19 protein-coding genes are annotated in these 22,081 nt (G+C 68.7%); 12 read left to right on the top strand and 7 right to left on the bottom strand.

What is annotated here, in order from left to right:
* Window positions 1-15: 15 nt before the first annotated feature.
* The 4 genes from GUY59_RS49885 to GUY59_RS08095 form a co-directional block, all read right to left on the bottom strand.
* Entirely contained in the window at window positions 16-1,080 is a 1,065-nt protein-coding gene (locus GUY59_RS49885; protein ID WP_138199393.1) for a mannosyltransferase family protein, read from the bottom strand.
* Window positions 1,077-2,399, bottom strand: a complete 1,323-nt coding sequence (locus GUY59_RS08105; protein WP_138199394.1) for a glycosyltransferase family 87 protein — start codon at window positions 2,397-2,399, stop codon at window positions 1,077-1,079. Before GUY59_RS08105 ends, GUY59_RS49885 begins: the two co-directional genes overlap by 4 nt.
* A complete protein-coding gene (locus GUY59_RS08100) occupies window positions 2,396-4,858 on the bottom strand; it encodes a transglycosylase domain-containing protein (protein ID WP_138199395.1) in 2,463 nt (820 codons plus the stop codon). The genes GUY59_RS08105 and GUY59_RS08100 overlap by 4 nt, the downstream gene beginning before the upstream one ends.
* A 232-nt stretch (window positions 4,859-5,090) precedes the next feature.
* Window positions 5,091-5,477, bottom strand: coding sequence for a DUF5318 family protein (locus tag GUY59_RS08095; protein ID WP_138199396.1), 387 nt, complete (start codon window positions 5,475-5,477; stop codon window positions 5,091-5,093).
* Window positions 5,478-5,610: 133 nt separating this feature from the next.
* Between GUY59_RS08095 and GUY59_RS08090 the strand changes: the two genes are divergently transcribed.
* Window positions 5,611-6,195 (top strand): PadR family transcriptional regulator, encoded by a 585-nt coding sequence (locus GUY59_RS08090; RefSeq protein ID WP_138199397.1) that lies wholly within the window; start codon window positions 5,611-5,613, stop codon window positions 6,193-6,195.
* 13 nt (window positions 6,196-6,208) lie between these two features.
* Complete coding sequence (locus GUY59_RS08085; RefSeq protein ID WP_132329560.1) at window positions 6,209-7,288, top strand: inositol-3-phosphate synthase; 1,080 nt, start codon at window positions 6,209-6,211, stop codon at window positions 7,286-7,288.
* Between the two features lie 51 nt (window positions 7,289-7,339).
* Here the strand turns inward: GUY59_RS08085 and idi are convergent, their stop codons facing one another.
* Window positions 7,340-7,924, bottom strand: coding sequence for an isopentenyl-diphosphate Delta-isomerase (idi, locus tag GUY59_RS08080; RefSeq protein WP_138199398.1), 585 nt, complete (start codon window positions 7,922-7,924; stop codon window positions 7,340-7,342).
* Between the two features lie 104 nt (window positions 7,925-8,028).
* Between idi and GUY59_RS08075 the strand changes: the two genes are divergently transcribed.
* A complete protein-coding gene (locus GUY59_RS08075) occupies window positions 8,029-9,315 on the top strand; it encodes an MFS transporter (RefSeq protein ID WP_138199399.1) in 1,287 nt (428 codons plus the stop codon).
* On the opposite strand, the gene GUY59_RS08070 is transcribed toward GUY59_RS08075, so the two are convergent.
* Window positions 9,295-10,758, bottom strand: coding sequence for a CCA tRNA nucleotidyltransferase (locus GUY59_RS08070; RefSeq protein WP_138199400.1), 1,464 nt, complete (start codon window positions 10,756-10,758; stop codon window positions 9,295-9,297). The genes GUY59_RS08075 and GUY59_RS08070 overlap by 21 nt on opposite strands.
* Window positions 10,759-10,838: 80 nt before the next feature.
* On the opposite strand from GUY59_RS08070, the gene GUY59_RS08065 reads away from it, so the two are divergent.
* The 8 genes from GUY59_RS08065 to trxA all read left to right on the top strand — a co-directional run bounded on the left by GUY59_RS08065 (window position 10,839) and on the right by trxA (window position 19,798).
* A complete protein-coding gene (locus tag GUY59_RS08065; RefSeq protein WP_138199401.1) occupies window positions 10,839-11,363 on the top strand; it encodes an aminoacyl-tRNA deacylase in 525 nt (174 codons plus the stop codon).
* 44 nt (window positions 11,364-11,407) lie between these two features.
* The gene (locus GUY59_RS08060; RefSeq protein WP_138199402.1) at window positions 11,408-13,513 is read left to right on the top strand and encodes a DUF6049 family protein; all 2,106 of its coding nucleotides are present in this window, start codon (window positions 11,408-11,410) and stop codon (window positions 13,511-13,513) included.
* Complete coding sequence (murJ, locus tag GUY59_RS08055) at window positions 13,510-15,117, top strand: murein biosynthesis integral membrane protein MurJ (protein ID WP_236666945.1); 1,608 nt, start codon at window positions 13,510-13,512, stop codon at window positions 15,115-15,117. The genes GUY59_RS08060 and murJ overlap by 4 nt, the downstream gene beginning before the upstream one ends.
* Before the next feature lie 166 nt (window positions 15,118-15,283).
* Window positions 15,284-16,795, top strand: coding sequence for a protein kinase family protein (locus GUY59_RS08050; protein ID WP_138199403.1), 1,512 nt, complete (start codon window positions 15,284-15,286; stop codon window positions 16,793-16,795).
* Window positions 16,796-16,810: 15 nt separating this feature from the next.
* Window positions 16,811-17,446, top strand: coding sequence for an RNA polymerase sigma factor SigM (gene sigM, locus GUY59_RS08045; protein WP_132329539.1), 636 nt, complete (start codon window positions 16,811-16,813; stop codon window positions 17,444-17,446).
* Complete coding sequence (locus GUY59_RS08040; RefSeq protein ID WP_138199404.1) at window positions 17,436-18,401, top strand: hypothetical protein; 966 nt, start codon at window positions 17,436-17,438, stop codon at window positions 18,399-18,401. Before sigM ends, GUY59_RS08040 begins: the two co-directional genes overlap by 11 nt.
* A 139-nt stretch (window positions 18,402-18,540) precedes the next feature.
* Complete coding sequence (trxB, locus tag GUY59_RS08035; protein ID WP_138199405.1) at window positions 18,541-19,473, top strand: thioredoxin-disulfide reductase; 933 nt, start codon at window positions 18,541-18,543, stop codon at window positions 19,471-19,473.
* A gap of 10 nt (window positions 19,474-19,483) precedes the next feature.
* Window positions 19,484-19,798 (top strand): thioredoxin, encoded by a 315-nt coding sequence (trxA, locus tag GUY59_RS08030; RefSeq protein WP_132329530.1) that lies wholly within the window; start codon window positions 19,484-19,486, stop codon window positions 19,796-19,798.
* 101 nt (window positions 19,799-19,899) lie between these two features.
* On the opposite strand, the gene GUY59_RS08025 is transcribed toward trxA, so the two are convergent.
* Window positions 19,900-20,517, bottom strand: coding sequence for a GNAT family N-acetyltransferase (locus GUY59_RS08025; protein WP_138199406.1), 618 nt, complete (start codon window positions 20,515-20,517; stop codon window positions 19,900-19,902).
* A gap of 268 nt (window positions 20,518-20,785) precedes the next feature.
* Between GUY59_RS08025 and GUY59_RS08020 the strand changes: the two genes are divergently transcribed.
* Entirely contained in the window at window positions 20,786-22,018 is a 1,233-nt protein-coding gene (locus GUY59_RS08020; protein ID WP_171055312.1) for an aminotransferase-like domain-containing protein, read from the top strand.
* Window positions 22,019-22,081 lie beyond the last annotated feature (63 nt).

Genomic DNA, 22,081 nt, shown 5'->3' with positions numbered 1-22,081 from the left:
GCCCACGCCCGCGACTCAGCCCGCCCACGCGCCGTCGAGGAAGCGGGCGGTGTTGACCAGCATGAGCGGCCCCGAGATCAGGGCATAGAGCGCCAGCACCCACGCCTTCCTGGTCATGACCTTGGCGACCAGCACCCACACCGGAAACCACAGCAGCAGCGAGCGCGGGATCGACAGGTAGTACGCCGACGTCATCAGCGCCGCCGCCTGCGCCCCCGTGTAGACGAGCTCGCTCCACCGGCGCAGCACGGCCAGCCAGACCAGCGCGGCCACGGCCACCACGGCCCCCACGATCTCCATCCTGAAGGCCACCGCGAAGTCGTCGGCGCCCGTCGCGGAGTGCCAGGTCGTCTGCCACGCCTCCCACGGCCACACGAAGTCGCGCCCCCAGCCGGCCTCCTGCGCGTGCTTCCAGGCCAGCCAGTCGCCCGTCCTGCTGTAGTGGTACGACGAGTACGCCACCAGCGGCACGAACGGCACCACCAGCCACCCGGCCCGGCGCGGCGACTCCCTCCTCACACCGAACTCCACGATGAGCGCGACCGCCAGGAACAACCCGGTGATCCGCACGCAGGAGGCACCCGCGGCCAGCAGCGCGGCCGCCGGCCAGCGCCCCTGCCTGGCGGCCAGCCACGCGGGGATGGCGAAGGCCAGGAAGAGCGACTCGCTGTAGCCCGCGGCCAGGAACACCGCCATCGGGAAGAGCAGCAGCGCCAGCACCGCCATCCAGCCGGAGGCGCCCTCGAACTCGGTCAGCCGGGCCAGCGCCATCATGGCGACCGCCCCGGCGGCCAGCGAGACCAGCAGTCCGGCCGCCGCCCAGTCGGGTACGAGCAGGTAAACCATGCGCAGCGCCGCGGGCAGGCCGGGGAAGAACGCGGGCAGCCCCTCGTCCACCGGTCTGCCGGGCTCGCCGTCGTAGCCGTACTGGGCGATCGTGATGAACAGCGTGGCATCCCACTTGCGCCACTTGTCCAGATATTCGCCCAGCGCCACGCCGAGCACGGTCGCCAGCAGCAGCCCCGCCCGCGAGCCGCACCAGAGCAGCAGCGCGTCCCGGCCGGACGAGCGCGTGATCATCGCGTGATGGAGGCCAGGGTGAAGCGGTCACGCGCGTCGGCGAACACGCCGCCCGCCTGGTCGTCGATCCCGGCCTGCCGCACGACGTCCTTGCCGGGGCGCAGGATGTCGCGCACCACGAACGCCATCATGATGCCGATCGTGATGACCCGCCCCCAGACGGCGGTGAAGTATGTGTCGTCGCCGATGCCCAGGTCGTCCCTGCTGAGCGGCGGCTGCGCGAGCAGGTAGAGCCAGATGGCGACGAAGTACCACACCTCCGCGAGCTGCCACAGCGCCAGCGGCTTCCAGTTGGGCCTGGCCAGCACGGCGAACGGCACCAGCCAGAGCACGAACTGCGGCGACCACACCTTGTTCGTCATCATGAACGCGGCCAGCGCCAGGAAGCAGATCTGCGCGAGCCTCGGCCTGCGCGGCGCGGCCAGCGTGAGCACGGCGATGCCGAAGCACAGGACGGCCAGCGACGCCATGCCGAGCATGCTCACGTCGGCCTCACCCAGGACCGGCCAGCCCTTGTTCTGGAAGAACAACCACGGCGAGCCCCAGTCGACGCCGCGCTCCTGGGAGAAAACGTAGAAGCGACGCCAGCCGTCCCACGCGAAGACCATGAACGGCACGTTGACCACGAGCCACGCGCCGGCGGCCGAACCCATGGTGACCAGGAACGGCCGCCATCGCGCCGTACGCCAGGTGAGCAGGAACAACGCGCCCACGAACATCAGCGGATAGAACTTCGTGGCGATCGCCAGCCCGAGCAGCGCCCCGGCCAGCACCTGCCGCTTGCGCGCCCAGGCCAGCAGCATGCCCATGGACAACGCGCCGGCGATGAGGTCCCAGTTGATGTACGCGGCCAGCACCACGGCGGGCGCGACGGCGTACCAGAGCGCGTCCCACCGACGCGTGGGCCCGGCCACCGCGGCCATCAGCAGCACGCCGGCCACGAGGGACAGGCCGAGCAGGATGACCGTCAGGTCGTAGAACCTGACCGCCTGCGCGACCTGGTCGGGCTCCAGCCACCGGGCGATCCAGCTGAACACCTGCATGACCTCGCCCAGCACCACCGGGTATTCGACCTGCTTGTCGAACGGCACCGCGGCGAAGTAGGGGTTCTCGGTGGCCAGCTGCCTGTCGAAGTAGAGCGGGTAGATGTCGGTGTAGCAGAAGTTGGTGTATGTCGAGATCTGGTCGTTCCAGCCGCCGGTGCGGCACGGCAGCCGCACGACGTACGCGAGGGACGCCCCCAGAGCCGCGAACAGCCCCAAGGGGAGGAACGGAATGGCGCGTGCCGCCAGCGGCACGCGCACCTCCGTGGTCGTCATTGGTCCTCGAGCCTGCCGTTGACCGGCCCGGGCTCTCCGGCTCGCGTGTCGGTCCCGGTCTCGCCGCCCGCGACGTCCGGGTCGTCGGCCTCGGGGAACCCGTCGTCGGCCGGCGGCGGATCGTCGGTGGTGGGCTCGTCGCCGGTGTCGCCGTCACAGCCGATGAGGCAGTCGGGGTCGTCGCCGGTCTCGTCGTCGAAGGGGTTCTCGCCGTCGTCGAACGGGTTCTCCGGCGTCTTCGTCGGCGTGGGACTCGGGCTCGGCACGATGTTCTCCGGCGTGCCGATCTCCGCCCTCTCGGGGAACTGCTCGACCGGCTTGCCCTCGTGCGCGGCCAGCATGAACCGCTGCCAGGCGATCGTGGGCGGGCCCGCGCCCTCGAAGCCCAGGGACACTTCGAACGGCGTGGTGTACGGGTTGTTGAGGTTGTATTTCTTGCTCGCCTTGCCCTTGGGCGTGATGGGGCAGTTGGAGTGGAGCGGCGGGACGACCTTGCCGTTCCCTGTCCTGCACTGCTCGCGGTAGAACCCGACGGCGGTGGAGATCTGCGGCGTGTAGCCGACGAACCAGGCGCCGTTCTCGTCGTTGTTGGTGCCGGTCTTGCCGGCGGCCGGCCGGTTGCCGAGGCCCTTGCCCGCCGCGGTGCCGTTGCGCAGCACCTGCGCCATGGCGACGGTGGAGTCGGCGGCCACGCCGGGGTCGATGACCGACTTGGAGAGCTGCTGCTCCGGGTAGGCGACCTGGCCGTTCTGCTCGACCTTCTGCACGACGTGGTAGCGGGTGTATTTCCCGGCGTTGGCGAAGATGGAGTAGCCGGCGGCCTGCTCGACCGGCGTCACCGGGGCGCTGCCGATGGCGAACTGGTAGTGGTGCTCCTGGATGTCTTTGGTCATGTCCTGTTCGTTGAACCCGGCCGCCACGACGAGGTTCTTCACGTCGTCGAGCCGGTTGGGCAGCGCGAACGCCATGGAGACGAAGGCGGTGTTGACCGACTGGGCCGTCGCCTTGACCACGTCGACGGCCCTGCCGACGTTGTGGCTGTTGGTGATGCCGCCCTTCTGCTGGCCGGGGAGCTCCTTCGGCACGGTCTCGTTGCCAGGCACGTAGCTGCTGAGCGAGTAGCCGGCCTGCAGCCAGGCGGCCAGCACGTACGGCTTGAACGCCGACGCGGCCTGCTTCTTCGACTCGAAGGCTTCGTTCCACGGGTCGTTGATGTAGTTGTCGCCGCCGTAGAAGGCGAGGACGCGGCCGTTCTTCGGGTTGACCGCGGCCAGGCCGCCGTGGAACTCCTTCGACATGCCCTGCATCGTGGTCTTCATCGCCTGCCGAGCGGCCTTCATCAGTTTCCTGTCGAAGGTGGAGACGATCTTGTAGCCGCCGCTCTCGACCTCGTCGCGGGTCAGGCCGCGCGACTCCAGCTCGTTGAGCACCTGCTTGACCATGTAGCCCCGGTCACCGCCCAGGGAGTTGCTGGTGGTGGTTTTCCGCGTCTTGGGGAACTTCGCGGTCTGCGGGAGCTGGCCGTATTTCTCGGGCCAGAGCTCGGCCATCCTCTTGACGGTCTGGTTGAAACGATATTTCAGCCCTGGGGCGTCGGGCTCCCAGGCCGGCTGCTGGATCCGCGCGGCGAGGTAGGCGCCCTGCTCGGGGGACAACTTAGCGGCGGTCATCCTCTTGCCGAAGTAGGCCCGCGCGGCGGCCTCCACGCCGTACGCGCGGCCGAAGTTGACGGTGTTGAGGTAGTTGCGCAGGATCTCGTCCTTGGTCAGCGTGTCGTCGAGCTTGACCGCGACGAAGATCTCCTTGATCTTACGTTCGATGGACACTTCCTGGCTGAGGCCGTCGTAGTAACCGCGGGCCATCTGCTGGGTGATGGTCGAGGCGCCCTGCAGCTGCTGCCCGGTCGCGGTCATCCACACCGAACGCGCCATGCCGGAGAAGGAGATGCCGGAGTCCTCGTAGAACGTGTCGTTCTCGATGGCGATCGCGGCGTCCTTGACACTGTCGGCCATCTGGTTGATCTCGACGCTCTTGCGCGGCATGCCGAGCCTGGCGATCTCGGTCTTGCCGTCGTTGTAGTAGATGGTGCTCTGCTGTGCGGTCGCCTCGGCCTGCACGGTCGTCGGCACCGGTACGTTGGCGTACGCCACCATGATCATGCCGAACATGCCCGCCGTGAGCACCACGACGCCGGCGACGACGATCTTCCAGCTCGGCACGAACCTGCGCCAGCCACGGCGGCCACCGCCGCCGCCCTTCTTGACAGGTGGCTCCGGGGGACCTGGCGGCCCGCCCTGACCTCTTCTGCGCGAGCGCCGCGGCGCGTCGCTGACCATCGTCTCCTGGTTACTGAGCGTGCGCGACTCCGAACGCGAACGAGAGCGCGGCGGCGGCTGGTCGCCGCGCTCATCCGCCGGGTCGGCGCGTCTGGGAGGCTCGTCGTACGGCTGTGCGGCCATGGCCCCGGTCTGCTCGTACGCCGCTTCGGCACGTCGGGGCTCCGGCGCCTCGCCCCAGCCGGATCCGCCGGTCTGGCGAGAGGAACCCTGGGGCACAGAACGGGATGAGCTGGAGCGACGGCGCCTGCCTTGGCGCGCCGATCCCTCATTCATGCTGTTACTCACACGTCCTCGCAACGTCGTCGGAACTGAAACGGCGGTTGGGCGTGAGGCTCCTCGCCGCCCTCGGTCTTCACGCTTGGCCGACGAGGTCAGGCGGTCCGTTCCCGAGTACGTACGAAACCGTCAAGTGGTTCCAGGAACAACCTTGGCAGACCTCGACAACGTACGCCCGGAACTCATCGTAATCATGAGCCATGGTGATGAGCTCTGATGTGACTTTTGCCTGGCCGGCATGGCGCCCAAGGCACTCACCGTAGACATAAGTCACATTGGTGACGTTCTCCCTTTCGCAGACCGGGCAGAGACGTTCGGTCGGCTCGCCGAAGTGGCGGGCCGCGCGAAGGAGGTAGGGCTGTGCGTCACAGACGTCACCGCGCGAGGCTCGCCCGGAATGCAGGGAGCGGACTGCCGCTCTCTTCGCGAGACCGTAATCCACCACCCTTCGCTGTGACCACATGAGCGTCAGACTACGGCGTTTTGAGTGTCCATCCCAACGACTCCGCGGAATCATAGATTGCAGCGATATAGCGCCACGACGTATCATCGGGATGTATCGGCTCGATACATCGACGCGAGAGGGGGCGGTTCCCATGGCCAGCGGGCAGGGCAGGGTCTTGGAGCTGGCCGTGCTCGGGTCGCTGCACGAAACGCCGCTGCACGGCTATGAGCTGCGCAAACGTCTCAACGCCCTGCTGGGGATGTTCCGTGCGTTCTCCTACGGATCGCTTTACCCCTGTCTGCGATCACTTCTCGCTCGGGGCCTCATCGCGGAGGAGCAGCCCGCTCCCGCCACGATCGTCGGCGGCCGGTCGAAGATCGTTTACAAGCTGACCGCCGAAGGCAAGGAACGCCTGCAGGACCTGCTCACGCAGGCCGGTCCTTCCGCATGGGAGGACGAAAGCTTCGGCGTGCATTTCGCGTTTTTCCGGCACACCGAGGCCGAGGTGCGGCTGCGCATTCTCGAAGGCCGCCGCAGCCGGCTGGAAGAGCGGCTCGACGCGGTGCGCACGGCGCTGGCGCGCACCAGGGAACGTCTCGACAGCTACACGCTCGAGCTGCAGCGTCACGGGCTCGAGTCGGTCGAGCGCGAGGTGCGCTGGCTCAACGAGCTGATCGCAACGGAGCGCCGGGCCTCGGAAGAGCCCGGCAGAGACACCACGTCAACTGATGAGTAAGGGAGCGAGTGCGATGGGTTCGGTTCGCGTGGCCATTGTCGGTGTCGGCAACTGCGCGTCGTCGCTGGTCCAGGGTGTTCACTATTACAAGGACGCCGACCCGGACACACGGGTCCCGGGCCTGATGCACGTGAAGTTCGGCGATTACCACGTCGGCGACGTCGAGTTCGTCGCGGCCTTCGACGTTGACGCCAAAAAGGTCGGCCGTGACCTGTCCGAGGCCATCGTCGCCAGCGAGAACAACACCATCAAGATCACCGATGTGCCGCCCACCGGCGTGACCGTGCAACGCGGGCCCACCTTCGACGGACTCGGCGAGTTCTACCAGGACATCATCGACGAATCCGACGAGACGCCCGTCGACGTGGTCCAGGTGCTGCGCGACAACCAGGCCGACGTCCTGGTCTCCTACCTGCCCGTCGGCTCCGAGGACGCCGACCGCTTCTACGCCCAGTGCGCCATCGACGCGGGCGTCGCCTTCGTCAACGCGCTGCCCGTCTTCATCGCCTCCGACCCCGTCTGGGCGGCCAAGTTCACCGACGCCGGCGTGCCCATCGTCGGCGACGACATCAAATCCCAGGTCGGCGCCACCATCACCCACCGCGTCATGGCCAAGCTCTTCGAAGACCGCGGCGTCGAGCTGCTACGCACCTACCAGCTCAACTTCGGCGGCAACATGGACTTCATGAACATGCTGGAGCGCAAGCGCCTGCAGTCCAAGAAGATCTCCAAGACCCAGTCGGTCACCTCCCAGATCCCCCGCGAGATGGGCAAGAGCGACGTGCACATCGGCCCCTCCGACCATGTGCCCTGGCTCGACGACCGCAAATGGGCCTACGTCCGCCTCGAAGGCCGCTCCTTCGGCGACACCCCGCTCAACCTGGAATACAAGCTCGAGGTGTGGGACTCACCCAACTCCGCCGGCATCATCATCGACGCCGTCCGCGCCGCCAAGATCGCCCTCGACCGCGGCATCGCCGGGCCCATCCTGTCGGCCTCCTCCTACTTCATGAAGTCCCCGCCCGAGCAGTACTCCGACGACCAGGCCCGCGAATACGTCGAGAAGTTCATCCGCGGCGAAGTCGAACGCTGACCTCCGCACCATCCCCAGGGCGCCGCACAGGTGCGGCGCCCTGGGCTTCGCTCACAGACGGGCGGCCGGAGGCAGCTCGTCGGCCGGGGCCGACCGCCAGGTGAGCGGGTCGGAGCCGAGCCTCGCCAGCTGCGGCACCTGCTCCCTGCACCACGGCGAGATCGCCAGCAGGCCGTTGAGCACGCCCTCGGCGAACTCCTTCCACGGCATCCACGAGGTCTCCCCCACCTCGTCGGGGTTGGGCACGGCGGGCGCGTCGACCGTGACCCGGAAGACCGGGCAGAGCTCGTGCTCGACGATGCCGTTGGACATGACGGCGCGGTAGGCGAAGGCGGGCAGCATCAGGTCGGCGCGCTCGGCCTTCAGCCCCAGCTCGTAGGAGAGCCGGCGCATGACCGCGCGGTCGAGCGACTCACCCGGCAGCGGGTGGCCGCAGCAGCTGTTGGTCCAGACGCCGGGCCAGGTGAGCTTGTGGTCGGCCCTCCTGGTGAGCAGTACGCGGCCGTCCCGGTCGAAGACATAGCTGGAGAAGGCCAGGTGAAGGGGGGTGTCGTGGCAGTGCACCGACATCTTCGGCGCGGTGCCGAGCGGATGGCCACTGCGATCGACCAGCACAACGAGTTCGTCAGTCGTCACGCTTCGAAGCGTACGTGATCATGTGTGCTGTGGGGAAGCCGGGTTCACCTGCTGGACCGGCATCCGCGCGTCCCGCACGACGAGTCCGGGGCTAGGCTGACGGCGTGTCATTCGTCGCCGATCTCCGCGTGGTCCTGCGGGGCAGAGATTTCCGGCGCCTGTTCGGGACCCGTCTGGTCTCCCAGTTCTCCGACGGGATCTTCCAGTTCGGCGTGACAGGTTTCGCCTTCTTCAGCCCCGAGAACCAGACGACCGCGCTCGAGGTGGCGGTGGGGCTGGCCGTGCTGCTGCTGCCGTACAGCGTGCTCGGGCCATTCGTCGGCGTGTTCATCGACCGCTGGTCGCGGCGGCAGATCCTGGTGGTCGCGCCCTTCATACGCGGTGTGCTGCTGCTCGTGGCGGCCGGGCTGGTCGTCGCCGACGTGCCCGACCCGCTGTTCTACGGCGCGGCGCTGCTGGTCCTCGGCGTCAACCGGTTCTTCCTGGCCGCGCTCGGCGCCTCGCTGCCGCACGTCGTCCCACCCGAGCGGCTGATCGCGGCCAACGCCGTCACCCCCACCTCAGGGACGGTGGCCACGTTCATCGGCGCCGGTCTTGGGTTCCTGTTGCGGGAGATCTTCGGCGGCGGCGACTTCGGCGTGGCGCTGCTGCTTGCGACGTCCGGCGTGGTGTTCACGCTGAGCGCGCTCGTGGCGCGGACCATGGACCGCCGGTTGCTCGGCCCGTGGTCCGACCCCGACCTGCCGCAGGCCCGCCAGGCCCTGCGCAACGTTGTCACCGGTCTCATCGACGGCGCCAGGCACCTGGTGCACCACCGGGTGGCCGCCGCGACGATGGGCGCGATGGCCACGCACCGGTTCCTGTTCGGCATGTCCACCGCGCTCGGCATCATCCTCTACCGCTACTACTTCGCCGACGGCGACGCCGAGACCGCGCTGCGCGGGGTCGGCCTCGTCGTGGTCGGCGCCGGCATCGGCACGGCCCTCGCCGTGGTCATCACCCCGTACACGACCGAGTGGTTCGGGATCGAGCGGTGGGTGCAGATCGCGATGGCGGGAGCGGGCGTGCTGACGGCGGCGCTCGTGCTGCCCTTCCAGGAGTGGGGGCTGCCGGTGGCCGGGTTCGTGCTGGGCGTGGCCGGGCAGAGCGTCAAGATCTGCGCCGACACGACGGTCCAGCGCGACGTCGAGGACATCTACAGGGGCCGCGCGTTCTCCATCTACGACATGCTCTTCAACGGCATGTACGTGCTCGCCGCCGCCGTGTCGGCGGTGATCCTGCCGGCCGACGGCAAGTCGTACGCCGCCGTCGTGATCATCTCGGTCGGCTATCCGGCGGCGGCCCTCGTCTACCGGATGATCACCACCGCGTCACGCGCCGAGGTCGTCTGACCTGGCCCACTCCAGCAGCGCCTCCGTGGCCGCCTCCTTGCCGATCATGCCCTTGTCGAGCCTGAGCTCGAGCAGGAACTTGTACGCCCGCCCCACGACCGGCCCAGGCCCGACCCCGAGCACCCGCTGGATCTCGTTGCCGTCGAGCTCGGGGCGGATCTTGGCCAGCTCCTCCTCCTCGGCCAGCCTGGCGATGCGCTCCTCCAGGTGGTCGTAGGTCCGCGCCAGCGCCGCGGCCTTGCGCTTGTTGCGGGTCGTGCAGTCGGCCCTGGTCAGCTTGTGCAGCCGGTCGAGCAGATGGCCGGCGTCGCGCACGTAGCGACGCACGGCGCTGTCGGTCCACTCCCCCGTGCCGTAGCCGTGGAAGCGCAGGTGCAGCTCGACCAGCCGGGAGACGTCGGACACGACGTCCTTGGGGAACTTCAGCTCGGTCATGCGCTTCTTGGTCATCTGGGCGCCGACCACCTCGTGGTGGTGGAACGACACCCGGCCGCCCGGCTCGTGGCGGCGCGTCTTCGGCTTGCCGACGTCGTGCATGAGCGCCGTCCAGCGCAGGATCTTGTCGGGCTTGCCGTCCTCCTCCTGCGCGATGGCCTGGTCGAGCACCGTCAACGTGTGCTCGTAGACGTCCTTGTGCCGGTGGTGCTCGTCGATCTCGAGGCGCAGCTTGGGCAGCTCGGGCAGCACGTACGCCGCCAGCCCCGTCTGCACCAGCAGCCGCAGCCCCTCGCGCGGGTGGGCGCCGCAGACGAGCTTGTCGAGCTCGTCACGGATGCGCTCGGCCGAGACGATCTGGATGCGCTCGGCCATCGCGGACATCGCCGCCAGGGCGTCGTCGTCGACCGTGAACCCGAGTTGCGAGGCGAACCTGGCCGCCCGCAACATGCGCAGCGGATCGTCGCCGAAGGAACGTTCGGGCGACCCCGGTGTGCGCAGCAGCCCGGCCCGCAGGTCGCGCAGCCCGCCGTAGGGGTCGATGAACTCGTGCCCCGGCAGCCGCACCGCCATCGCGTTGACCGCGAAGTCGCGCCGCTCCAGGTCGGCCTCCAGCGTCTCGCCGTACATGACGTCGGGTTTGCGCGACTTCGGGTCGTACGACTCGCTGCGGTAGGTCGTGACCTCGATGAGCGAGCCGCCTTTGCGCAGGCCGACGGTGCCGAAGTCGATGCCGATCGTCCACACGGAGTCGGCCCAGTCCTTGACGATCTCCAGCACCCGCTCGGGGCGGGCGTCGGTGGTCAGGTCGAGGTCGTTGCCGATGCGGCCGAGGAGGAGGTCACGCACGGGCCCGCCGACCAGGGCGAGCTCGTGGCCGTGCGCGGCGAACAGGCGGCCGAGCTCGTCGGCCGCCGGCGCGATCTTGCGGAACAGGTCGTGCATGGCCTGCCGCTGGCTTTCGGTCAGAGTTGAGTCGGACAAACGCAGTGGGTCCTTCCGGAACATATCCCCCGAGCCACACCAGGTCCGGGTTACCTTCGGTCAAAGGACCGTCGGGGGCCATGGAACGAGGTAAGGAGGACTATATGAAGGATGCCCTCGCGATCCACCGCCGGCTCCTCGCACACCAGGTCCATCATGAGATCGTACGCCTTCCGCGTCCCATGACGTCCGCGCGGGAACTGCCGGACATGGTCTCCGCGGCGCCCGAGAGGTGCCTGATGGTCACCGTGCTCGAAGTGGCCACCAGGGTCGGCCGCGAGGTCGTCGTCGCGGTGACCTCCCCCGTCGCCCTGCCGCCCAGGCCCGGAGCCGTCGGCGCCCTGCTCGGCGCGCGCCAGGTGCGCCACGCCCCCTCCCACGTGGTCAACGCGGCCACCGACTACGCCGACGGGCTGGTGTGCCCGCTGCTGCTGCCGCAGCCGCTGCCCGTGTTCATCGACGACCGGCTGCGCGTGGACGAAGGACCGGTGTTCATGCCCATCGGCGAACGCCACACCGCCCTCTCCTTACGTGCCCGCGACCTGCTGGAACTTCTGCCGGGAAAGCTCGCCGACCTACGGGGCACACGCCTGAGGGGAGCACGTGGGGCGGTCGCGCGACGGCACTGAACCCGTACCATTGCGGGCGTGCGTCGTCGTACTCCAGCTCGGGCATGCGCGTGATCCGTAAGGCCACGCTGCTCGCCGTGCTCTCCGCCGCGTTGCTCGCCCTCATGGTGGCGGCGACGCCGGGCACGGCTGCCACCAGCGCGAGCAGGCAGACCGTCACCGTGTCGATCGCGTCGATCACCCCCGACGTGCCCACTTCCCCAAGCGACGAGATCAAGTTCGCCGGCACGGTCCGCAACGACACGGGCGCTCCCAAACCGGCCATGCGCGTACGCCTGCGCTACACGCCACAGAGGATCATCGACCGGGCGTCCATGGAGGTCTACGCGGCCGACCAGAACACCACGACGCTCCCGGGCAACGTCTCGTCCTCCTCGGCGATGGACATCCCGCCGCTCGCCGCCGGCGAGGAGACCCGCTGGGAGTTCACCGCGACGCCGGTGCAGCTCGGCTACCGTTCGTTCGGGGTCTATCCGATCGCCATCGACGTGGCCCAGTACGGCGTGCCGATCTTCGCGCAGCGCACGTTCCTCACCTACGCGCCTCCCACCGTCCCCAAGCCGCCGCGCAACAAGCTGGCCGTCGCCCTGCCGATCATCGACCAGCCGCACCGGGCGACCGACGGGTCCATGTTCGTGGACGACAAGTTGAGCCAGTCGGTCGCCGGCCGGGGCCGCCTGGCCGACCTGGCCCGCGTCGCGCAGGTCGCGCCCAAGACTGTGACCTGGTTCTTCGAGCCCGGGCTGCTCGACGACCTCGACGTGATGAAGAGCGGCTACACGGTCAAGACGAAGGACGGCGAAGAGAGCCAGCCGGCCAGCGCCGCGGCCGGCGCGTGGCTGACGAGCATGCGCACCTCGCTGGCCTCCTCTCCCGTGGTGGCGGTCCCCTACGCCGATCCCGACGTGACCGGGATGGCCCACCGCGGCCTCGACGTCCAGCCCAACAGGGCCATCCAGCTGGCCGGGCAGAAGGCCGGGGAACTGCTGGGCCGCGAGGTGAAGACCAATGTCAACTGGCCGCCCTCCGGCCGGCTCGACCCGGACGCGCTCGACCTGCTCTCGGTCTCCGACGCCAAGGTCGACCGGGTGCTGCTCGACCCCGGCAACCTGCCCCCGCAGCCGCCCGTCACGTTCACGCCCGACGCCGCCTCGACCCTCGACTCGGTCAACGGCCCCGTCACCGCGCTCGTCGCCGATCCCCAGCTGAGCGCCCTGTTCGAGCCCAAGGGCGCCACGAGCGTCCTGCTCAGCACGCAGCGTTTCATCGCCGAGACCGCGATGATCTCCGCCGAGCAGGGCCAGACCTCGCCCAGGTCGCTGGTCATCGCCCCGTCGAGGCGCTGGGACCCCAACCCGGCCCTCGTCTCCGCCCTGCTCAAGGCCGCGGGCCGCCTGCCGTGGCTGCAGATGACCACGCTTGAGTCGATCAAGCCGAGCAAGGCTTCGGTGCCGCGCGCCGGGCTGACCTACACCGACGCCGACCGCAAGGACGAGTTGAGCGGCAAATACCTCAAGCGGGTCAAGGAGACCTGGGAGAAGGCGCAGCTGACCGCCGAGATCACCACGACGAAGACACGGTCCAGCTTCGACGCGGCCGTGCTCAGGCTGTCCTCCTCGGCCTGGCGCTCCAGCTCGCGGACGGGCCGCGCGCTGACCAAGCAGGTGAGCGCGGCGGTCGATGACCGCCTGGGCAAGGTCACGATCACCGGAGCCGGCTCCGACCGGCCACGCAAATCGCTGGCCGGCAGCGACGGCGTGGTGCCCATCAGCGTGAAGAACTCGACGGGCGCCCAGATCTCCCTCTACGTCGACGTCCAGTCCAACAACCGCAAGCTGTTGCAGGTCAAAGACCAGAACGAGCGGCTGACCATCGGCGTCGGGCAGAGCGGCACGGTCCCGGTGCCGATGAACGCCACCGGCAACGGCGACGCCACGGTCACCGTGCAGCTCAGGACCGTCGACGGCAAGGCGTACGGCGAGCCGGTGCGGCTGACCATCCGCACCACCGGCTACACCGGCATCGCCTCGGTGATCGTCGGAGCCGCTCTCACCGTTATGCTCGCCGCCGTGGTGACGCGGGTGCTGCGCCGACGGTCAGAACGCAAGCTCGCCCGGGCCGCCAAGAACCGGGAGGTGAGCACTGCATGAGCCGCATGCTGAAGGCCAGCGCCATCATGGCGGCGGGCACGATGGTGTCCAGGGTGACGGGTTTCGTCAGGACCATGGTGCTGGCGTACGCCATCGGCACGGCTCTGCTCGGCGACGCCTACAACGCGGCCTACGCGATCCCGTACAGCATCCTCGACCTGCTGCTGCTGGGTGTGCTGAGCAGCGTCGTGGTGCCGATGATCGTACGGGCGCAGCAGCGCGACGCCGACGGCGGGCGGGCCTACGAGCAGCGGCTGCTGACGCTCGCCACGCTGGCGCTGGCCGTCATCGCGGTCGCCGCCGCTTTCGCCGCGCCGCTGCTCATCGACCTCTACACGGTGTGGGACCGGGACAGCAGGGAGTTCGAGGTCGCGGTCATGCTGGCCCGGTTCATCCTGCCGCAGTTGGCCTTCTTCGGCACGGGCGCGGTGGCGGGCGCCATCCTCAACACCCGCGACCGCTTCGCCGCCCCCATGTGGGCGCCCGTACTCAACAACCTCGTCGTCATCTGCGCGTTCCTTCTCTTCGCCCTGGTCAGCACCGCAGGCGGCGACATCGCCAAGGTCACCGACGGTGATCTCGTCCTGCTGGGCCTCGGCACCACCGCCGGCATCGTGGCCCAGGCGTCCGTGCTGATCGTGGCGCTCAAGCGCGCCGGGTTCTCCTTCAAGCCCCGCCTCGACCTGCGTAACGCCCGGCTGGGCGAGATGGCCAAGGCCGGCGTCTGGACGATCGGTTACACCGTCGTCACCCAGCTCGGCTTCGTGCTGACCACCAACCTGGCCAGCGCCGCGGGCTCCGTGGTGGAGGGACACGGCATCAGCCCGTACACCCTGGCGTTCCAGCTCTTCCAGCTGCCCTACGGCGTCATCGGCGTCTCGGTGATCACGGCCATGCTGCCGCGGATGAGCAGGGCCGTCAGTGACGGGCGGTTCGACGACGTACGCTCCGAGTTCGGGTCGAGCGTCCGCCTCGTCTGCTCGCTGATGGTGCCCGTGTCGCTGCTGCTCATGGTGCTCGGCCCGGCCATCACCGTGCCGATCTACGGCCACGGCGCCAACAGCGTCGCCGACGCCGTCTACATCGGCAACGTGCTGCAGGTCTACGGGCTGGCGCTCGTGCCGTTCGCGCTCTTCCAGCTGCTGCTGCGCGTCTTCTACAGCTTCGGCGACACCCGCACGCCGGTGTTCGTCGGCGCGGGCACGACCGCGGTCAACGCCCTGCTCATGTGGCTGTTCTTCACGCTGCTGCCGGCGCGTTATGCCGTAATGGGGCTGGCTCTCGCGTACGCGGTCGCGTACGCGCTGGGCGCCCTTACGGCCTGGTGGCTGGCCGGCCGGCGGGTGCAGGGGCTGGGCGGATGGAGCATCGGCATGGCGCTGACCAGGATGTACCTCGCGGCGCTGCCCACCGCTGTACTGGCCCTCGGGGCAGTATGGGTGGTCACGGGGGTCTTCGACGGGCTAGGGTTCGTCAATTCGCTGATCGTTCTGGCAGTCGGAGGCGGTCTCGGGTTGCTCCTCTATCTCGGCGTTGCGCACAGAATGCGCATCCCGGAGGTCAACTCCATCGTTGGGATGGTCGCGGGGCGGGTAGGTCGGTAAAGAACGCGGGCGGAATCTACTCGGCACTACCATGGAGCCCGACACGCGCGAATGAGAGCAGGAGGGGCGTGGGCGGATCCACCCGGCATAGCGTGCCTTCGTGGTACACGACCACGCAGGTGAGTCGAGTCATGAGCACGCCCGATCGGCGCAGCGGAGTGAGCCAGTGAGCACGTCGGCGGTCGAACCCGGCACCCGCCTCGCCGAGCGCTTCCGCCTGGAAGACCGCGTCAGCGAGTCCGACGGCGCCACCCTGTGGAAGGCCATCGACGAGATCCTCGCCAGGCCGGTGGCGGTCCACACCTTCAGCCCCGGTTTTCCCCGGGTCCACGAGGTCGTCACGGCCGCCCGGTCGGCCAGTCGGCTGACCGACCCGCGCCTGACCCAGGTGTTCGACGCGGCGGAGGACGAAAAGGCCTCCTACGTCGTGAGCGAGTGGGTCACCGGCGAGAGCCTGACCGACCTGCTGGCCTCGGGCCCGCTGGATCCGGAGCGCGCGGCCGGGCTGGTGGCCGAGGCCGCCGAGGCGCTCGCGCACGCCCACGAGGCGCAGCTCTACCACCTGTGCCTGCGCCCGTCCCACCTGGTGTGGACGACCGGCAACACGGTCAAGGTGCTCGGCGTGGCCGTCGACGCGGCCATGTACGGCCTCACCACCGACCAGCCGGCGCTCGACGACGCCGAGGGCCTGGGCCGGCTGCTCTACGCGGGGCTGACCGGACACTGGCCAGGCGACGAGGAAGAGGGCGGGCTGCCCGCGGCGCCGATGACCGATGGCCATTTCTGCACGCCGCGGCAGGTCACCGCGGGCGTGCCCGGCTATCTCGACGCGGTGACCGTGCGGGCGTGCCTGCCCGAGTCGCGCAAGGGCCACGGCGCGCTGGCCACCCCGGACGAGGTGGCCGCGGCGCTGGCCGACGTCGCCAGGCCGATGCCGATCCCGATCTCCTACCCTTCGACCCCGGCGGTGGCCTCCGCGTCCCACACCGAGGGCCTCGACATCGCCCACCGGCAGAAGTTGTCCGTCCCGCCGCCGCAGCTCCCGCCGCACCGCGTGCCCAAGGGCGAGGGCAGCATGGTCAACCGGGTGCTGATGGCGTTGGTGGTGCTGCTCGTCATCGCCGCCGTCGGTGTGGGCGCGTGGACGATCGGCAGGAGCCTGGGCAGCCCCACCGACCCTGAGGCCCAGCAGACCGTTCCCAGCGCGTCGGCGTCGGCGTCCGCGCAGGTCGAGGCCGTCAAGCCCGACAGCGCCAAGGGCTTCGACCCGCTCGGCGACGATGACGAGAAGTCCGACATCGCGAAGCTGGCCATCGACGGCAAGCCGAGCACGCTGTGGAAGACCGAGTCCTACAGCAGCGCCGATCTCGGTCGGCTGAAGGACGGCGTCGGCCTGCTGCTCGACATGGGCAAGTCCATGCGGATCAGCGACGTGGTGGCTACGCTGGGCGACGCGCCGGGCGCGACCGTCGAACTCAAGGTGGGCGACTCAGCCGATCTCGACGCCCTGAAGACGGTGGCCACGAAGAAGGACGCAGCAGGTAAGACCACTTTGACCCCCGAAGAACCAGCAAGCGGTCAGTACGTTTTGATCTGGTTCACGCGCGTTCCGACAGATGCGGGCAAGTTTCATGGCACCATCTATGACGTAGTGGTGCACTCTCCCGGATCGGCATAATCAGGAAACTCTCTTGTGAACTCCCCACCCGAGACACCCTCAGCAGCGGAGCGGCCGGCGGTCACAGACGCCGAGCTGCTGACTGCCCATATCAACGGGGATACCCACGCCTTCAGCGAAATCGTCAAAAGGCACCGCGACCGCATGTGGGCGGTCGCCCTGCGTACGCTCGGTGACCCCGACGAGGCCGCCGACGCCGTGCAGGACGCCTTCGTCTCCGCGTACCGCAAGGCTGCCACGTTTCGCGGTGAGGCGGCCGTCACCACCTGGCTGCACCGCATCGTGGTCAACGCCTGTCTCGACCGCATGCGCCGCAAGTCCGTCCGGCCCGTCGCGGACGACGAGCTGATCGAGGCCGCCGAACGCGAGACCCCCCTGCCCGACCAGACCGTGGAGCGTGAGGTCTCCATGGAGGTGTCGGCCGCGCTCAAACTCCTGCCCAGCGATCAGCGGGCGGCCCTCGTCCTCGTCGACATGATGGGGTATTCGGTCGAAGACGCAGCTCACGTGCTCCAGGTTCCGAGCGGCACGGTGAAGAGCCGATGTGCCAGAGGACGCGCGAAACTTGCCCCGATTCTTTCGCATCTGCGGAACCGAACGGACCTTAATCGCGTCTCATCCGCGAAGGGAGCAGAACTTCGTGACGGGTGATACGCACTACGATCTGGACATCCTGGCCGAGTTGGCCGAGGGTCTCCTGGACGTCGACACGGCACGCCAGGTCCGCGGGCATCTCGCGGTCTGCGACCCCTGCGGGGAGCTACTGGCAGACCTGGCGACGGTTCGCGAGGTGCTCGCGGCGACCCCCACACCGGCCATGCCGATGGGTGTCGCACTGCGCATCGACAAGGCTCTGGCCGCCGAGGCGGAGTCCCGCAAGGGTGGAGGCGTCGGCCTCGCCGACACCCCGGACTGGGACGAGCTCATGCGGGACGCGCCGTGGGAGCGCGCGGCCGAGGTGCCGGAGCCCGCACGCTTCGGCGCGGGCAAGGTCGCCGAGCCGGCGCGGACCGACGCCCCCGGGCAGGACGCCACTGAGCCGGTGCGTCTCGGCGTGGTCGCCGACGACGGCACCATCGTCCCGGCCAGGCGCACGCGCGCACGACGGCGCGGCTGGGCGTTGCCCGCGGTCGCGGCAGCGGCGGCGGCCGCCGTGGTCGGCACGGCGATGGCCTCGACCAGCCTGCTGGCGAGCGGCGGAGGCGGTCAGGGCGAGACCGTCGCCCCACCGGTGGCGCAGTCCAAGGCGGTGTCGACGCCCACGCCGGTGGAGCGGAATCCGACGCGGGCGAGGTCGTACGCGCTGACCGACAGCCAGCACAACTACAGCGACCAGGAGCTTCGGCAGCCGCTCGAAGGCGTCTTCGGCCCCGCGCCCATCGTCGGTGGCGGCACGTCCGACGCCGCGAGCGTCGACAAGTGCGTGAACAGGGTGGCGGATCGCTCGAAGCTGCCGACGTACGCGGTCGACCAGGGACAGTACAACGGCCAGGAGGCTCTGGTGATCGCCTCGTGGAAGGACAAGGCCGCCCAGAAGCTGCGCATCGACATCGTCGACCCGTTCAACTGCAAGAACCTGCGTAAGCCCGCACTGGGCCGTTGGTAGGCGAAACCCCATGTCAGAGCCCGCTTCGGCGGGCTCTTTCGTTTCGGGTGGGTGTGGCGGGCGGGGCAGGGAATCAGGGCGGCCTAGGATCTGTTGACGCCGATGGCATCAGCTGACTGAGGAAGGCAGGCGTGAAGCGTTGAGTGACGTGCGTAACGTGATCATCATCGGATCCGGCCCAGCCGGCTACACCGCGGCCGTCTACTCCGCTCGTGCCGAGCTCAAGCCGCTGATCTTCGAGGGCTCCGTCACAGCGGGCGGCGCGCTCATGAACACCACCGACGTGGAGAACTTCCCCGGGTTCCCTGACGGCATCATGGGCCCCGACCTGATGGACAACCTGCGCAAGCAGGCCGAACGGTTCGGCGCCGAGCTCATCGCCGACGACGTCGTCGAGGTCGACCTGCGGGCCAACCCCAAGGTCGTCAAGACCCACACCGACACCTACTACGCCAAGTCCGTCATCCTGGCGATGGGGTCCGGCTACCGCGAGCTCGGCCTGGCCAACGAGAAGCGTCTGTCCGGCCACGGCGTGTCCTGGTGTGCCACCTGTGACGGCTTCTTCTTCCGCAACAAGGACATCGTGGTGGTCGGCGGCGGCGACACCGCGATGGAGGAGGCCACGTTTCTGACCAGGTTCGGCCGCATGGTGACGGTGGTGCACCGGCGTGACCAGCTGCGGGCCAGCAAGATCATGCAGGACCGCGCCTTCGGCAACGACAAGATCCGGTTCGTCTGGGACTCCGAGGTCGTCGACGTGATCGGCGACACCAAGGTCGAGGCGGTCAAGCTGCGCAACCTCAAGACCGGCGAGGAGTGCGAGCTGGCCACCGACGCGCTGTTCCTGGCCATCGGCCACGACCCGCGCACCGAGCTGATCAAGGGGCAGATCGACCTCGACGAGAACGGCTACATCAAGGTGGCCTCCCCCAGCACCGCCACCAACATCGAGGGCGTCTTCGCCGCAGGAGACGTCGTGGACCACACCTACCGCCAGGCCATCACCGCGGCCGGCACCGGCTGCGCGGCCTCGCTCGACTCCGAGCGCTGGCTGGCCACCATCGAGAAGTAAGGAGCGCACCGTGAAGGCTGTCACCGACGCCAACTTCGACACCGAGGTCCTCAAGAGCGACAAGCCCGTTCTGGTCGACTTCTGGGCCGAATGGTGCGGCCCGTGCCGCCAGGTCTCGCCGATCCTCCAGGAGATCGCCAACGAGCACAGCGACAAGCTGGAGGTCGTCAAGCTCAACATCGACGAGAATCCTGAGGTTCCGCGCCAGTACGGCGTACTCCAGATTCCCACCATGAACGTCTACAAGGGTGGAGAGGTCGTGAAGCAGATCATCGGCGCCAAGCCGAAGGCCATGCTGCTGCGCGAGCTCGAGGGCATCATCTAGCGCCACGGATGGTTCGCCCTTTGTGGCGCGCTTCGCCCGGCAGAGCCCCCGTCCATCGTGGCGGGGGCTTCTGCATGGGCGCGTGCAGGGCTGAGATGCCATCAGACGGGACGTAGGGCGCGTTCCGGGCTCATGGATCCCAGGAGCCGTTCCAGAGCCACCTCGACGTCCTCGCGCCACGAAACAGCGGTCTTGAGTTCCAGTCTGAGCCGCGGAAATCTCAAATGCGGACGAACTGTCTTAAAACCAACAGAAAGCAGATATTCCGCGGGAACTATGCAACTCGGCTCTTCCCACTTGAGGTCCCCAAAAGCTTCTATGGCTTTCACCCCACGCCGGGTGAGGTCTTTGGCGACGCCCTGGATCAGCATCCGGCCCAGCCCGCCGCCCGAGAACTCGGGAATGATATGGGCCGTCATCAGCAGCACCGCGTCCGCGCTGACGGGCGAGGTGGGGAAGGCGAGCGAACGCGGACTGTAGAGCGGCGGGCTGTAGAGCACGAAGCCCGCGGGCACCCCGTCGACGTAGAGGATCTTCCCGCAGCTCCCCCACTCCAGGAGCGTGCCGGAGATCCAGGCCTCCTTCTCCAGCCCGGAGTCGCCCGACTCCACCGCGCGCTCGCCGCTGACGGGATCGAGCTCCCAGAACACACACCGCCGGCAGCGGCGCGGCAGATCGTCAAGATTGTCCAGGGTTATGTTGACCAGCCGGCGCGACAACTACCGCCCCTATCGTTGACCCGGAAAAGCGCGCGAAAACCGCGTCCACAGGTGGCATCGTAGCCCAGTGAAGATGCCACCAGCCGACACCACGACGGTCAGCCCCGTCACGGGCGACATGTCCGTCTAGCGTAATCTGGTATTTCAGTCCGATATGACACCTAGGAGGTGGGCCGTGACAGCAGAGCGGGATCACGGTCAGGCACCCGCGACCCACGGGTCGCGCATCGACGCGTACGTCGATCGGTACGCCGCACGAGCTACCGGGATGGTCGCCTCCGAGATCCGAGCTCTCTTCGCCGTCGCGTCGAGACCCGAGGTGGTCTCGCTCGCCGGCGGCATGCCGTACGTCACGGCGCTCCCCCTCGACATGGTCGGCGAGCTCGTCTCCGACCTGGTCACCAAGCGCGGCCCCGTCGCGCTGCAGTACGGCTCCGGCCAGGGTGACCCGCACCTGCGCGAGCAGATCTGCGAGGTCATGCGGCTGGAGGGGATCCACGCCGGGGCGGACGACGTCGTCGTCACCGTCGGTTCGCAGCAGGCCCTCGACCTGATCACCCGGATCTTCATCGATCCCGGCGACGTGGTGCTCGCCGAGGGTCCCTCGTACGTGGGGGCTCTGGGGACATTCGCCGCCTACCAGGCAAAAGTGGTGCATATCGCCATGGACGATCAGGGCATCGTGCCCGAATCCCTGGCCCAGACCATCTACGCCCTCGAAACCGCCGGCGCGCCCATCAAGTTCCTCTACACGATCCCGACCTTCCAGAACCCCGCCGGCGTCACCCTCAACATCGCCCGCCGCCAGCAGGTGCTCGACATCTGCCAGCGGGCCGGGGTACTCGTCATCGAGGACAACCCGTACGGGCTGCTCGGCTTCGACGGCGAGCCCATGCGCGCCCTGCGCGCCGACAATCCCGACGGCGTGGTCTACCTGGGGTCGTTCTCCAAGACGCTCGCCCCCGGTTTCCGCGTCGGCTGGGCGCTCGCCCCGCACGCCATCCGCGACAAGCTCGTGCTCGCCATGGAGTCGGCCGTGCTGTCGCACTCGTCCTTCACCCAGCTGGCCGTCGGCCAATACCTCACCACGCAACCCTGGCGCGAGCAGATCAAGACGTTCAAGGAGCTCTACCGCGAGCGCCGCGACGCCATCCTCGACGCGCTGGAAGCCCTGATGCCGCCCGAGGTCACCTGGACCCGCCCCGCCGGCGGGTTCTTCGTCTGGGCCACCCTGCCCGAAGGGCTCGACTCCAAGGCCATCCTGCCGCGGGCCGTGGCCGAACGGGTCGCGTTCGTCCCGGGCACCGGCTTCTTCTCCGACGGCAGCGGATCTCGGCACATGCGCCTGTCGTTCTGCTTCCCCGAGCCCGACCGCATCCGCGAAGGCGTACGACGGCTCGCCGGAGTGATCGAACAGGAGATGCAACTGCGCGACACGTTCGGCACCTCGTCGGCCCGCGACCACGCCGGAGTCGACACACCAGGACCCGACCTGGCCTGAACCTCACGACGAAGGGCCGGCGCCGGGCGGCGCCGGCCCTTCGTCTTTCCCCGTCCCATGCCG

It is taken from the genome of Nonomuraea sp. K271 (assembly GCF_009908215.1).
GTDB classification, from domain to species: Bacteria; Actinomycetota; Actinomycetes; order Streptosporangiales; family Streptosporangiaceae; genus Nonomuraea; species Nonomuraea longispora.
This window is presented reverse-complemented; position numbering and strand designations above follow the sequence as displayed.

Excerpts from the sequence above, each read along its gene's own strand:
- GUY59_RS49885 (WP_138199393.1), bottom strand. The coding sequence starts at position 1,080 with ATGATCACGCGCTCGTCCGGCCGGGACGCGCTGCTGCTCTGGTGCGGC.
- GUY59_RS08105 (WP_138199394.1), bottom strand. The coding sequence starts at position 2,399 with ATGACGACCACGGAGGTGCGCGTGCCGCTGGCGGCACGCGCCATTCCG.
- GUY59_RS08100 (WP_138199395.1), bottom strand. The coding sequence starts at position 4,858 with ATGGCCGCACAGCCGTACGACGAGCCTCCCAGACGCGCCGACCCGGCG.
- GUY59_RS08095 (WP_138199396.1), bottom strand. The coding sequence starts at position 5,477 with ATGTGGTCACAGCGAAGGGTGGTGGATTACGGTCTCGCGAAGAGAGCG.
- GUY59_RS08090 (WP_138199397.1), top strand. The coding sequence starts at position 5,611 with ATGGCCAGCGGGCAGGGCAGGGTCTTGGAGCTGGCCGTGCTCGGGTCG.
- GUY59_RS08085 (WP_132329560.1), top strand. The coding sequence starts at position 6,209 with ATGGGTTCGGTTCGCGTGGCCATTGTCGGTGTCGGCAACTGCGCGTCG.
- GUY59_RS08070 (WP_138199400.1), bottom strand. The coding sequence starts at position 10,758 with ATGTTCCGGAAGGACCCACTGCGTTTGTCCGACTCAACTCTGACCGAA.
- GUY59_RS08065 (WP_138199401.1), top strand. The coding sequence starts at position 10,839 with ATGAAGGATGCCCTCGCGATCCACCGCCGGCTCCTCGCACACCAGGTC.
- GUY59_RS08060 (WP_138199402.1), top strand. The coding sequence starts at position 11,408 with ATGCGCGTGATCCGTAAGGCCACGCTGCTCGCCGTGCTCTCCGCCGCG.
- murJ (WP_236666945.1), top strand. The coding sequence starts at position 13,510 with ATGAGCCGCATGCTGAAGGCCAGCGCCATCATGGCGGCGGGCACGATG.
- GUY59_RS08020 (WP_171055312.1), top strand. The coding sequence starts at position 20,786 with ATGGTCGCCTCCGAGATCCGAGCTCTCTTCGCCGTCGCGTCGAGACCC.